This window comes from Acidovorax sp. AC410 (assembly GCF_979253235.1).
The window spans coordinates 82,528-94,710 of record NZ_CEEDCG010000003.1 but is presented as its reverse complement, the minus strand read 5'-3'; the positions used below and the strand labels follow the sequence as shown (position 1 = coordinate 94,710).

The following is a 12,183-nucleotide window of genomic DNA, read 5'->3' as shown; positions in this document are numbered from 1 at the left end:
GTTCCGCTAAAAAGGCGATATAGAGCGGTATCCCGATGACCGCACTCAAAAGAATAGCCATACGCCAAGCCGCTCACCCTTCTTTACTCCAATACATGCATGCATGTCCGCAAACAGCGCTCCGCTCGCATTAAGCGAGACTCAGGCGCAATGCCAGCGCAGCCAGGGTCGCCGCGAGTACGGGGACGGTCAACACAATGCCCACCTTGAAGTAATACCCCCATGTGATTGTCATTCCCTTGCGCGCCAGCACATGCAACCAAAGCAGCGTCGCCAGCGAGCCGATGGGGGTGACCTTCGGCCCCAAGTCACTACCGATCACATTGGCGTAGATCATCGCGTCTCTCACCACGCCCGTTGCGTTTGTGGCATCAATTGATAGTGCGCCCACCAGTACCGTAGGCATGTTGTTCATGGCCGAGGACAGCAGCGCTGTGAGGAAGCCAGTTCCAAAGGCGGCGCCCCATACGCCGCCTTGTGCGAAGTAATCCAGCAGCCTTGCGATATGCTCCGTCAGGCCTTGGTTACGTAACCCATAGACCACGAGATACATTCCCAGCGAGAAAACGACAATTTGCCAAGGCGCTTCACGGATCACCTTGCGAGTGCTGATGACATGCCCGCGCGCAGCGACGACGAGCAACAGCAGGGCGCCTGCGGCAGCCACGGCGCTAACCGGCACGCCTAGCGGCTCAAGGCCGAAGAATCCGACCAGCAGCAGGGCCAGAACCACCCAGCCGAAACGAAACGTAGCCACATCGCGAATGGCCTCATTCGGCTGTTTCAACTGATTCACGTCGTAGCGTGCGGGGATGCTGCGGCGGAAATAGATCGACAGCACGGCCAGAGAGGCAATGATGGCGACAATATTCACTGGAACCATCACCGCAGCGTAGTCATTGAACCCGATATTGAAAAAGTCGGCAGAGACGATGTTGACCAGGTTGGATACGACAAGCGGCAGGCTGGCGGCATCTGCGATGAACCCTGCCGCCATGACGAACGCGAGCGTTGCCGCCGGACTGAACCCCAGTGCCAACAACATGGCCATGACGATTGGCGTGAGAATCAGCGCTGCGCCATCGTTGGCAAAAAGCGCGGCGACGGCTGCACCAAGCAAGATGATCAGCGCAAACAGCAGACGTCCTTTCCCTCCGCCCCAGCGTGCGACGTGCAAGGCTGCCCATTCGAAAAAGCCAGCCTCATCGAGTAACAGGCTAATGATGATGATGGCAATGAATGCGGCTGTGGCGTTCCAGACGATCTGCCAGACGACAGGAATGTCACCGATGTGAACGACACCGGACAGTAATGCCACGACAGCGCCAAGCGTCGCACTCCAGCCAATGCCCAGCCCGCGCGGCTGCCAGATCACCAGGGCGATAGTGGCAAAAAAAATCAGTAGTGCGGCAATCATGTCAATTCCCTCCTTTCAGCGGGTTTTCGAGTTCTTTAAGAAGGCTCAAGAGGTCAATCCGGGAGATGACGCCGATCACTTTCCCATCCTCCACGACAGGAAGGGATGTCAAGTGATGATCCACCATCAGCCGGACTGCAACGGACGGATGCATGACAGGCGCGACGCTGTGCACTTCCGTGGTCATTACCTCTGCGGCAGTACGCCCCTCGGCCTTGTCGCGCTGTGTCCCCTTTGGGCCAAGAAAGGAAATCCAGGAGTTCTCCTTCCAAATCGATTCGCGGGGTTCAAGCCGTTCGTCCGCTCCCCGGTGAATCAAGTCCTCCGCAGTCACAACGCCGATCAGCCGAGCAGCGTCGTCGACCACCGGAACGCCGTTGATGCGATGGGCAAGCAGCAGCCTCGCGATGTCCTCAACCGGTGTTTCAGGTTGAATGGTTACCGGATCGGGCGTCATGTAATTCCGGATCAACATGGTCGATCTCCTTGGTTTGGTGCTCAGGTTGCTCGGTTTGCCCATCGAGCAGGAATACAGGCTCTTTGTCCGCAGGCATTTCTGCGAGTTCTTCATCGGTCAGGAGGGCGTAAATCGGGGTCTCCTCGTTTTCAGTGCAATAAGTGACGGTACGAAAAGCTAGCACTGGCGCGGAGGTGGTGTTGGTAGATCGTTGATTTCATTGACTTTCCTGTTCACTTTCAAATCTGCGATTCGTGGCGTCAAACCGTGGTCGGTTTCATCCATTGGTGCCAGTTATCGATGCATTTGGCCGCGAAGGCAGGATTTGGTCAGCATAGCGGTCAACCGGGAAGCGAAACACACCCCGCAAGTTGATGCTCTCCAGCCTGGTGGGCGCAATCTTCCCGATCAGTTCCGGTGGAATGACCTGGCGGCGGTTCGACCAGCGATCCAGGACCGCCTGCATCTGTGAGGTATTCCACGCCATCACGATGTTGGCCATCAGGCTCAACGCATCGGCCACAGCCTGCATTTCATCGACACGTTTGGCCTGCGCCGGGCTGATCCGGCCGGTATAAATGGCGCGCTTGAGGGCGTTAACAGCCTCGCCCCGATTGAGCACCCGGCGCAACTCGTTCCTGAAAGCGTCCTTGACAAAGTAGTCAGCCAAAAACGCCGTACGCAGCAACCGCCCCAATTGCACGCCAGCCTCATAGATTGGATCGCCCTGGGCGGCAGAACCGAACCGCGCAAGAGCTGCCACCGCACTGGCATGTCCGCTCATGACCGAGGCTGCCAGGTGCACCAGACTATCCCAATGCTTTTCGATCAAAGCGACGTCGACATTGGCTTCGCACACCGCAGCGATTTCTGCGGGCACTTTGGTGCCGCGTGGCACAAAGAGGTGGCGCTGTTTGAGTTCCTTCAACCGCGGGCAAAGATCAAAACCAAGCAAACGGGCATGTGACATGGCAAAGTCGGTGTAGCCATGGGTATCCACAGCAAGCTGGCTGGTCTCCAGCTTTTCTTGGCGGATGACACCTTCAATGGCCACGCCCGCCTGGCGCTCATTGAGCACAAAGGGCTGCGCATGGAAGATGCCCCACCGGTCTTTTACATGGGAGTAGATTCCAATGGAAGGTGTGTTGCGCCGAGGATCAAGCCGGGCTTGCCACACCCGTTTGGTGGTCTCCATGCTCATCATGTCAGAAGATGCCAAATCGGACCGCCCCCAGGTGGCGGCAATCGGGTGTCGCTGCATGAATTCCAGCACAGCCTGGCAGGCCTGGCTCAGACGCCGTTCGTCCCGCGCCCAGCGCATGGCCTGGCGAATGCTGGTGGCAGACAATTGCGGAATCATGCGCGCGCATTCGACCGCAGTCAGACTGGTGCCGTGGGCCATGATGCCGGCATAGACCATCAGCAGCTCGTCGGTAGAGCGCGGCTCACGTCCGAGCATGATCCAGCTAAAGCGCACCTGGGCGTCAACGGCCAGAATCACTTCCGGCAATTGAACCTCACCGATGCGGTGATCCAAAGCCGCGCGCAGCTTGGTCACTTCTGGGTCTTCGTCCTCTGCGGGCAATGGCGACAAATGGAGTTCATCATCCACGCGCAGTACGCCACTGCGGGCTGCAGCGGCCACCGCATCGACACCGGCAGTTACTCTGGCCAGCAAAGGCTTCAAGAAAGTGGCAGCCTTGCTGGGTAACGATAGACGGGCATAGTGTTTCTTGGACTCTGCCTGCCAACGCTCGTCCGTGAAGAACAAGCGCGCACGACCCCGAAAGCTCAGGCTGTGCTCAATCCAGACCGAGCCATTGCGCACCGCGCGGCGCAGGGCAAACAGGGTGGCCACCTCCAACGCCTGAAACGCCCGTTCCCGGTCTGGGCTGGAGATCGAAACCTGCCAGATCATTCCCAGACTTGGTGCCACCACTTCAACTGGCAGCTTTCTGGATCCTTTGAGATATAAAGCTTGCAGCTTGGCAAGGTACTCGATGGCAGGATGCTCGCCGGTGGCCTGCCAGGGCAGCTTTGCAATGGCGACGAGCAACGACCGCACGGGGCGAATTCCATCAATCAATCCCTCGCGGACCAGGGAGGCCCTGCTCGGTGGTTTGCGTTTCTGGGTTTCGGTGATCAAGGCTTCAAGACGGGCACGCAACTCAGCATCTGGCACCGCACCTTGCGCGCTCAAGGCAACAAGTTCGCCGAGCAGCGTTTTGTACATTGCGGCCCAATTGACGGTAGCGGGGACATCGGCGGCAGCCTGACGCCACAGATCGGCGATCCGGCGCTGCACCATAAGGATCAACTGGTCTGTGGTGGTGAACAGGCAATACCGAAGAAAGCATGCGACCTCCACGGTGCGCGCTGGCTCTTTGATCTTGGCTCCGGCTGAGGGCGGCCTGGAGACAAGTCGGCGCGCGTAGCGGCGCAAGATGAGATCGGGGATGTCTGCCAGGTGCTTATGAACGTCCAGCGTGTAAAGCAGGTCGATGCGCTCCAGTACCTCGCTGATTTGGCGGGTTGAGTGTTTCGCCGGTGCAGCCCATAGCCAACTCTGCTGGGTTTGTCCATCTGGGCGCAGCTCTGAAACTGAGGCTCGCCAGCGATCAAGTGTTGCTGGATCAACGCTGGCGGCGATGGCGGTGCCTGTTTCAACTTCAAGCTGGGCAAGTGCCGCCGCAATCAGTGTCCGAATTGCCCGCTCGTGCACGATCACCAGCTTGTTCTTGTACAGCCATTGACGCGCCCGCACGAGTAGCTGATCGCGGTCGGCGCAGCGCGCCACTTCGTCGCGCAGTTCACGTACCAGTGAGCGGCGCTGGTGCTCGCTCATCCACTGGAATCCAAGGACCGTGCAGGCTACTTGTTGGTGATCGAATAGCGTGCGCCCGCGTTCATACATGGCTCTCAGCGAGGCGACTTCTGGTGCTGCAATGCCAAGCTCGTTGCCAAGGTGGCGCCACAAGGCTACTGGAATTACCCGAAAGGCACCGAGCAAACGCCCACTCATGCGCAGGAAACCAATATGGAGCGCCAGACCAAGCTTGTGGGAATCACCTCGGCGTGCATTGATTGCGTCGCGCTCGGCACCATCGAAGGTGAAAAATGCCTTCATCTCGAAGTCGCTGATATCGCGGGGGAGCCCACGCATCCCCAAAAACGTTGTGTGCCAACCCTGCATCGTGAACCTCAAAAGTGGGAGGCCACCATACCCGTTTACAAAGCGAACAGGAAAGTCAATGAAATCAACGGTCTACCCAGACCACCCCCGCGCCAGTGCTAGCTTTGCGTACCGTCACTTATTGCACTGAAAACGAGGAGACCCCATTAACCGGTTCAGCCAAAAATGCGATTCCGACAAGAAAAGCGCCTACAGCTCCTATTCCCGTCCAGATTGTGTAGGCAGTTCCGAGTGGAATAGTTCGCATGGCGACTGCTAACAGCCAGAAGCTGGCCACCATTGTAGAAATCGTGATGATCGATGGTAAGAGCCGACTGAAGCCATGAGATTGCTTCATTGTGTAAGCCCACACAATCTCAAGGACACCGGCAACGAGAAGATATACCCAAGGCATTGACCCCTCCGAAATATAACGGGGCCAGGTCGTCCTGGTCATTACTTCCCAAGGTGGGGGAGGTCGTCCTCCTATAGATGGACTGATACTAACCCGCGAAGGGAGGCTGATCAACCATATTCTCCGGTGAGAAAGTGGGAATTACAGGCTGCCAGCAAAGGAGATATCAACCAGATATTCCGGTTACCCTAAAATACGCAGATCACCCACTCACTCGACAAGCATGGCGTGTTTGCCTGATGATTCGGGTCCGCACGTCGGCCACTCCACGCCACCTCGCCTTGACCAGGAGCCTTGTACCTTGAGTTCGCAGAAAACCGTGACCGTTACACCGCCCAACTTCCCCCTCACTGGCAAGGTCGCGCCCCCCGGCTCCAAATCCATTACCAACCGTGCTCTGTTGCTCGCGGCACTGGCCAAGGGCACCAGCCGTTTGAGCGGCGCGCTCAAAAGCGATGACACACGCCATATGTCGGTCGCCCTGCGGCAGATGGGCGTCACCATCGACGAGCCGGACGACACCACCTTTGTCGTCACCAGCCAAGGCTCGCTGCAATTGCCGGCCCAGCCGTTGTTCCTCGGCAACGCCGGCACCGCCATGCGCTTTCTCACGGCTGCCGTCGCCACCGTGCAAGGCACCGTGGTACTGGACGGTGACGAGTACATGCAAAAACGCCCGATCGGCCCGCTGCTGGCCACCCTGGGCCAGAACGGCATCCAGGTCGACAGCCCCACCGGTTGCCCACCGGTAACGGTGCATGGCGCGGGCAAGGTCCAGGCCAGGCGTTTTGAGATTGACGGAGGCTTGTCCAGCCAGTACGTATCGGCCCTGCTGATGCTGGCGGCGTGCGGCGAAGCACCGATTGAAGTGGCGCTGACCGGCAAGGACATCGGCGCCCGTGGCTATGTGGACCTGACCCTCGATTGCATGCGTGCGTTCGGGGCCCAGGTAGACATCGTGGACGACACCACCTGGCGCGTGGCCCCCACGGGCTATACCGCCCATGATTACCTGATCGAACCCGACGCTTCCGCCGCCACTTACCTGTGGGCCGCAGAAGTACTGACCGGTGGCCGTATCGATATTGGTGTAGCCGCGCAGGATTTCACCCAGCCCGACGCCAAGGCACAGGCCGTGATCGCGCAATTCCCGAACATGCAGGCCACGGTGGTGGGTTCACAAATGCAGGATGCGATCCCGACCCTGGCGGTGCTCGCCGCATTCAACAATACCCCGGTGCGCTTCACTGAACTGGCGAACCTGCGCGTCAAGGAATGTGACCGCGTGCAGGCGCTGCACGATGGCCTCAACGAAATTCGCCCGGGCCTGGCGACCATCGAAGGTGATGACCTGCTGGTTGCCAGCGACCCCGCTTTGGCTGGCACCGCCTGCACCGCACTGATCGATACCCACGCCGACCATCGCATCGCCATGTGCTTTGCCCTGGCCGGGCTGAAAGTCTCGGGCATTCGCATCCAAGACCCTGATTGCGTAGCCAAGACCTACCCTGACTACTGGAAAGCGCTGGCCAGCCTGGGCGTTCACTTGAGCTACTGACACACAAACCTGTGGGAGCGAGCTTGCTCGCGAAAAACGTTAACCAAAACGCGTGTTTGCTGAATGAATGCGGCGCCTGTGAGTTTTTCGCGAGCAAGCTCGCTCCTACAACTGAACCTTGCCGGGAGCGTCAATGACCCTTCGCCAACCCTGCCCACCCGGCGCCTGTGTCTGCAACCGTGAACAACTGCTGGAAGCTCCCGGCGCTGATCTGCGCATTCTGCAACTGACGCGACAGCAGGAAAAAATCCTGCTGGAGCGCCTGGAAAACCTCAAGAGCCTGCAAGACCTCGAACACTTGCAACAGCGGATGTACGACCAACTCGGCATCCGCGTCCACATCGCGCCCGGGCATACCGAGGTCAAAAGCATGCGCGGGATCCAGATCGTCATCGACGAACTGCCGGGCATGTGCCGCAAGACCCGCCAGTCGATCCCCGCCTCCATTCGCCGTGGCCTGGAGAAAAACCCAGAGATTGCCTACCGCTTGCTCGACGCCCACGACCTGTTTCGCGACGCTTGAATTATCCCGCGATGGCCTCACGCTCAAACAACCCCTGCCCCACGGTCCGGGCCTTGTGCAAATGCGCCTGGGCCGTGCCACTTTCCGAGTCCAACAACAACTCGGAAGTGAGTACCCGCGCCCCGCAATAATCAAAGATGCCGTAGTCGATCTGGGTATTCATGGCCTTGGCATAACCGTGTCGATCGAAGGCGCTTTCGTCAGCCGCCCCCAGGGCCAGCACATGTACGTGCAAATGCCTGAGTTTCTTCTGCACCGGTGTATCGGGGCCGTAATCAATCGCCCAGCCATTGACGAATACGCGGTCGACCCAACCCTTGAGCAACGCTGGCATTGACCACCAGTAGATGGGGAACGCCAGCACCAGCGCGTCGGCGCGGTCTATGCGGGCCTGTTCGGCCTGCACGTCGGCTGGCGGCGTCGCCCGAGTACGGTGCACCCGATGGTCGGCGATGGTGTAGCGTGGATCGAACCCTTCAGCGGCAAGGTCGGCTATTTCAAAGGTGTGGCCAGAGGCGGTCAAGCCCGCGCCCACCTCGGCGGCCACACTGTGGGTGAGAGATTGCGGGTCGTGATGAGCAACTACGATCAGTGCGTGCATGACTTTGACTCCATTTGAGCTTAATCTACTTTTAGTAAGTTACGTCGAATAAGTTACTTTTGGTATATAAGCATGTCAAGCAGTGAATCCCCTGCCCCACGTCGTCGTTTGTCCCGTGAAGATCGCCTGCGCCAGTTACTCGACGTGGCCTGGCAATTAGTGCGTGACGAAGGCACCGACGCCCTGACTCTGGGCCGCCTGGCCGAGCTGGCGGGCGTCACCAAACCAGTGGTTTACGACCACTTCGCTACACGCGCAGGGTTGCTGGCCGCGCTGTATGCAGACTTCGACGCGCGCCAGGACCAGGTATTTGCCGATGCCATCGCCACCAGCAAGGCGACCCTTGAGGACCGCGCGTGGGTTATCGCGTCGTCGTATGTCGATTGTGTGTTGTTGCAAGGTCGGGAAATACCCGGGGTGATTGCCGCCTTGAGCGGTTCGCCGGAGTTGGAAGCATCCAAGCGCGAATACGAGGCGATCTTTCTCGATAAATGGGGTATCCGGATTTAATGGTTGATGGGGCTCCTTCACCCCACCAACCTTATACCACCCTCAGATGGTTGATAGATCGACCCCGTAATTGAGTTCCTCTGCGAAATCCGACAGTCCGTAACAGATGGTTTTCTTGTAGAATGGAGAGACCTTCGCAGTTGAGGCCTTCTTCTTGTGCTTCGTGGTGTAGAGCATTCGTGCCCGCATCACCTCGAAGGAGTAACCACGCCCTTCACGGTTCTTGTCCTTGGCCAGTCGGTTGATGGATTCCGTGTAAGCATTGGTGACGGGCATATCCGTCTCGAAGTAGGTCATGATCTCTTCGCGCCAGTTGCCCACCGCTCTGACCAGATCGCTCCAGATTTCCTTCTGGCCTTTCGGGACGGTGGCTATCCACTCGTCCAGGGCGGCTTCTGCCTGGGAGCGCGTGATGGCATCCCAGATGCCGTAGAAGTGCTCCTTGTGCTCGTAGGCGGCCAGCAGTTGCGGGAATGCGCCTGTCCAGGTCTCCATGATCAGCCGCTCTCGGTCTGAGACTTCGTGAGCGCGTTTCAGCAGGATTTTCCGGTCTCCCTTGAGGGTTCGGCTCTGGGAGGGTTTCAGCTCCTTTCTTAGGCCCTTGCGCACCTTCTCCAAGGCATCATTGGCCATGCGCACCACATGGAATTTATCGACCACGATACGGGCCTGTGGTAGCACCGTCTTGACCGCCGTACGGTAGGGGTTCCACATGTCCATGCTGACGATCTCGACCTTCTGCCGGTCTTTCAGCTTCATCAGGTAGTTGGTCACCAAGTCCTGCCGGCGGGTGGTCAGCAGGTCGAGCAGGGTTCTCTCCTCGATGTTGGTCAGAATGCAGCGGTAGCGCTTGTTCAGGTACAGCTCGTCTATACCCAGAATGCGAGGCGTCTCGAATCGGTGCCAGCGCCCCAGGAACTCGGCGCGAGCGCTGAAGATGTCGCGTACCGTCTTCTCGTCCAGGCCAGTCTGCGCCGCCACGAAGGTGTAGGGGTGGTTGAAGGATTCTTTCTCCACGTACTCATGCAGCCGCCGCGTCATGCGGAAGCCGTCCACCATCTCCGGTAGCTGGGGCCTGAAGGAGGTCTTGCAGGCCCGGCAGGTGTACCGGCGACGAACCACCCAGAGGGTGACCCGCTTGCCGTGGATGGGCAAATCACGATAAGGAACATCACGCTTGCCGAACCGCACGATTTCACCCTGCACGCCACATTTCTCGCACGCGATGGGATCGGGTGCGTCCACCTGGAAGTGCATTTCGTCGTCTGTCGACTTGGAGTCCCTGACCTCATAATTTGAGAGGTTAATAAGGCCAGTAACGAGACCCATCATTAATAACCTCGATGTCAGGCGCTGGATAGTTTCATTAACACCAACCCTGAAACAATGAGGATCGCAGCAATGATTCTCGCTGCATTAACCGGTTCAGCCAAAAATGCGATTCCGACAAGAAAAGCGCCTACAGCTCCTATTCCCGTCCAGATTGTGTAGGCAGTTCCGAGTGGAATAGTTCGCATGGCGACTGCTAACAGCCAGAAGCTGGCCACCATTGTAGAAATCGTGATGATCGATGGTAAGAGCCGACTGAAGCCATGAGATTGCTTCATTGTGTAAGCCCACACAATCTCAAGGACACCGGCAACGAGAAGATATACCCAAGGCATTGACCCCTCCGAAATATAACGGGGCCAGGTCGTCCTGGTCATTACTTCCCAAGGTGGGGGAGGTCGTCCTCCTATAGATGGACTGATACTAACCCGCGAAGGGAGGCTGATCAACCATATTCTCCGGTGAGAAAGTGGGAATTACAGGCTGCCAGCAAAGGAGATATCAACCAGATATTCCGGTTACCCTAAAAATCACCGGCATGACCTGCGACTCGTGCGCGGCGCACGTCAAGGAAGCGCTGGAAAAAGTACCCGGCGTCCAATCTGCCATAGTGTCCTATGCCAAGGGCGCGGCCCAGCTCGCCCTTGATCCAGGCACAGCGCCGGACGCACTGACCGCCGCCGTGGCTGGCCTGGGCTACAAAGCGATGCTCGCCGATGCCCCGCCGACCGACAACCGCACTGGGCTGTTCGACAAGGTGCGCGGCTGGATGGGTGCCGCCGACAAGGGCAGCGGCGGCGAGCGCCCGTTGCAAGTCGCCGTGATCGGCAGCGGTGGAGCCGCGATGGCGGCAGCACTGAAGGCCGTCGAGCAAGGCGCGCAGGTCACGCTGATTGAGCGCGGCACCATCGGCGGCACCTGCGTCAACGTCGGTTGTGTGCCGTCCAAGATCATGATCCGCGCCGCCCACATCGCCCATCTGCGCCGGGAAAGCCCATTCGACGGCGGCATGCCACCCACACCGCCGACGATCTTGCGCGAGCGGCTGCTGGCCCAGCAGCAGGCCCGTGTCGAAGAACTCCGTCATGCCAAGTACGAAGGCATCCTGGACGGCAATTCAGCCATCACCGTTCTGCACGGTGAAGCGCGTTTCAAGGACGACCAGAGCCTTATCGTTAGTTTGAACGAGGGTGGTGAGCGCGTCGTGATGTTCGACCGCTGCCTGGTCGCCACGGGTGCCAGTCCGGCCATGCCGCCGATTCCGGGCCTGAAAGAGTCACCCTACTGGACTTCGACCGAGGCCTTGGTCAGCGACACCATTCCCGAACGCCTGGCCGTCATCGGCTCGTCGGTGGTGGCGCTGGAACTGGCGCAAGCCTTCGCCCGGCTGGGTAGCCAGGTCACGATCCTTGCGCGCAGCACGCTGTTCTTCCGCGAAGACCCTGCCATCGGCGAGGCCGTCACAGCCGCCTTCCGTGCCGAAGGAATCAAGGTACTGGAACATACGCAAGCCAGCCAAGTCGCCCATGTGGACGGCGAATTCGTGCTGACCACTGGACAGGGCGAAGTGCGCGCCGACAAGCTGCTGGTCGCCACCGGCCGGACACCGAACACGCGCAGCCTGGCATTGGAAGCGGCGGGGGTAGCCGTCAATGCGCAGGGGGCCATCGTCATCGACAAGGGCATGCGCACCAGTAGCCCGAACATCTACGCGGCCGGCGACTGCACCGACCAGCCGCAGTTCGTCTATGTGGCGGCAGCGGCCGGCACTCGTGCGGCCATTAACATGACCGGCGGCGACGCCGCCATCAATCTGACCGCGATGCCGGCCGTGGTGTTCACCGACCCGCAAGTGGCGACCGTGGGCTACAGCGAGGCGGAAGCGCACCACGATGGCATCGAAACCGACAGCCGCACGCTGACGCTCGACAACGTGCCGCGTGCGCTCGCCAACTTCGATACCCGCGGCTTCATCAAGCTGGTCATCGAGGAAGGCAGCGGACGGCTGATTGGCGTACAGGTGGTGGCCCCGGAAGCGGGCGAACTGATCCAGACGGCTGTTCTCGCCATTCGCAACCGCATGACGGTGCAGGAACTAGCCGACCAGTTGTTCCCCTACCTAACGATGGTCGAGGGCTTGAAGCTCGCGGCGCAGACCTTCAGCAAGGACGTGAAGCAACTGTCCTGCTGCGCCGGATAAG

Annotated in this window: 11 protein-coding genes; 4 read left to right on the top strand and 7 right to left on the bottom strand. The window is 59.2% G+C overall.

Annotation, left to right across the window (positions count from 1 at the left end; translation table 11 throughout):
• Positions 1–130: 130 nt before the first annotated feature.
• The 4 genes from AC0IZS_RS33600 to AC0IZS_RS33585 all read right to left on the bottom strand — a co-directional run bounded on the left by AC0IZS_RS33600 (position 131) and on the right by AC0IZS_RS33585 (position 5,461).
• Positions 131–1,417 carry an arsenic transporter gene (locus AC0IZS_RS33600; protein ID WP_023842652.1) on the bottom strand — a complete coding sequence of 429 codons (1,287 nt, stop codon included), beginning with the start codon at positions 1,415–1,417 and terminating at the stop codon, positions 131–133.
• Position 1,418: 1 nt separating this feature from the next.
• Positions 1,419–1,892 (bottom strand): CBS domain-containing protein, encoded by a 474-nt coding sequence (locus AC0IZS_RS33595; protein ID WP_471639705.1) that lies wholly within the window; start codon positions 1,890–1,892, stop codon positions 1,419–1,421.
• A 259-nt stretch (positions 1,893–2,151) separates the two neighbouring features.
• Positions 2,152–5,067, bottom strand: coding sequence for a Tn3-like element IS1071 family transposase (locus AC0IZS_RS33590; protein ID WP_003049965.1), 2,916 nt, complete (start codon positions 5,065–5,067; stop codon positions 2,152–2,154).
• A 118-nt stretch (positions 5,068–5,185) separates the two neighbouring features.
• Complete coding sequence (locus AC0IZS_RS33585) at positions 5,186–5,461, bottom strand: DMT family transporter (RefSeq protein WP_471639801.1); 276 nt, start codon at positions 5,459–5,461, stop codon at positions 5,186–5,188.
• A 301-nt stretch (positions 5,462–5,762) separates the two neighbouring features.
• Here AC0IZS_RS33585 and AC0IZS_RS33580 point away from each other — a divergent pair, with 301 nt between their 5' ends.
• Together AC0IZS_RS33580 and AC0IZS_RS33575 are read left to right on the top strand one after the other, a co-directional pair.
• Positions 5,763–7,019: a 3-phosphoshikimate 1-carboxyvinyltransferase gene (locus AC0IZS_RS33580; protein ID WP_034127624.1), complete on the top strand. Its 1,257-nt coding sequence runs from the start codon at positions 5,763–5,765 to the stop codon at positions 7,017–7,019.
• Positions 7,020–7,152: 133 nt separating this feature from the next.
• Positions 7,153–7,542, top strand: a complete 390-nt coding sequence (locus tag AC0IZS_RS33575) for a hypothetical protein (RefSeq protein ID WP_034127625.1) — start codon at positions 7,153–7,155, stop codon at positions 7,540–7,542.
• Position 7,543: 1 nt separating this feature from the next.
• Here AC0IZS_RS33575 and AC0IZS_RS33570 read toward each other — a convergent pair whose 3' ends face one another.
• Positions 7,544–8,143, bottom strand: coding sequence for an NAD(P)H-dependent oxidoreductase (locus AC0IZS_RS33570; RefSeq protein ID WP_054898696.1), 600 nt, complete (start codon positions 8,141–8,143; stop codon positions 7,544–7,546).
• 72 nt (positions 8,144–8,215) lie between these two features.
• On the opposite strand from AC0IZS_RS33570, the gene AC0IZS_RS33565 reads away from it, so the two are divergent.
• Positions 8,216–8,653 carry a TetR/AcrR family transcriptional regulator gene (locus AC0IZS_RS33565; RefSeq protein WP_471639643.1) on the top strand — a complete coding sequence of 146 codons (438 nt, stop codon included), beginning with the start codon at positions 8,216–8,218 and terminating at the stop codon, positions 8,651–8,653.
• Between the two features lie 42 nt (positions 8,654–8,695).
• Here AC0IZS_RS33565 and AC0IZS_RS33560 read toward each other — a convergent pair whose 3' ends face one another.
• Together AC0IZS_RS33560 and AC0IZS_RS33555 are read right to left on the bottom strand one after the other, a co-directional pair.
• Positions 8,696–9,985, bottom strand: a complete 1,290-nt coding sequence (locus AC0IZS_RS33560) for an ISL3 family transposase (RefSeq protein ID WP_023343400.1) — start codon at positions 9,983–9,985, stop codon at positions 8,696–8,698.
• Between the two features lie 14 nt (positions 9,986–9,999).
• Positions 10,000–10,317 (bottom strand): DMT family transporter, encoded by a 318-nt coding sequence (locus AC0IZS_RS33555; RefSeq protein ID WP_032429244.1) that lies wholly within the window; start codon positions 10,315–10,317, stop codon positions 10,000–10,002.
• A gap of 176 nt (positions 10,318–10,493) precedes the next feature.
• Between AC0IZS_RS33555 and merA the strand changes: the two genes are divergently transcribed.
• Positions 10,494–12,182 (top strand): mercury(II) reductase, encoded by a 1,689-nt coding sequence (merA, locus tag AC0IZS_RS33550; RefSeq protein ID WP_353366658.1) that lies wholly within the window; start codon positions 10,494–10,496, stop codon positions 12,180–12,182.
• Position 12,183 lies beyond the last annotated feature (1 nt).

Coding starts and splice junctions, on each gene's coding strand:
- AC0IZS_RS33590 (WP_003049965.1), bottom strand. CDS start 5,067: ATGCAGGGTTGGCACACAACGTTTTTGGGGATGCGTGGGCTCCCCCGC.
- AC0IZS_RS33560 (WP_023343400.1), bottom strand. CDS start 9,985: ATGATGGGTCTCGTTACTGGCCTTATTAACCTCTCAAATTATGAGGTC.
- AC0IZS_RS33585 (WP_471639801.1), bottom strand. CDS start 5,461: ATGCCTTGGGTATATCTTCTCGTTGCCGGTGTCCTTGAGATTGTGTGG.
- AC0IZS_RS33575 (WP_034127625.1), top strand. CDS start 7,153: ATGACCCTTCGCCAACCCTGCCCACCCGGCGCCTGTGTCTGCAACCGT.
- AC0IZS_RS33570 (WP_054898696.1), bottom strand. CDS start 8,143: ATGCACGCACTGATCGTAGTTGCTCATCACGACCCGCAATCTCTCACC.
- AC0IZS_RS33565 (WP_471639643.1), top strand. CDS start 8,216: ATGTCAAGCAGTGAATCCCCTGCCCCACGTCGTCGTTTGTCCCGTGAA.
- AC0IZS_RS33555 (WP_032429244.1), bottom strand. CDS start 10,317: ATGCCTTGGGTATATCTTCTCGTTGCCGGTGTCCTTGAGATTGTGTGG.
- AC0IZS_RS33600 (WP_023842652.1), bottom strand. CDS start 1,417: ATGATTGCCGCACTACTGATTTTTTTTGCCACTATCGCCCTGGTGATC.
- AC0IZS_RS33595 (WP_471639705.1), bottom strand. CDS start 1,892: ATGTTGATCCGGAATTACATGACGCCCGATCCGGTAACCATTCAACCT.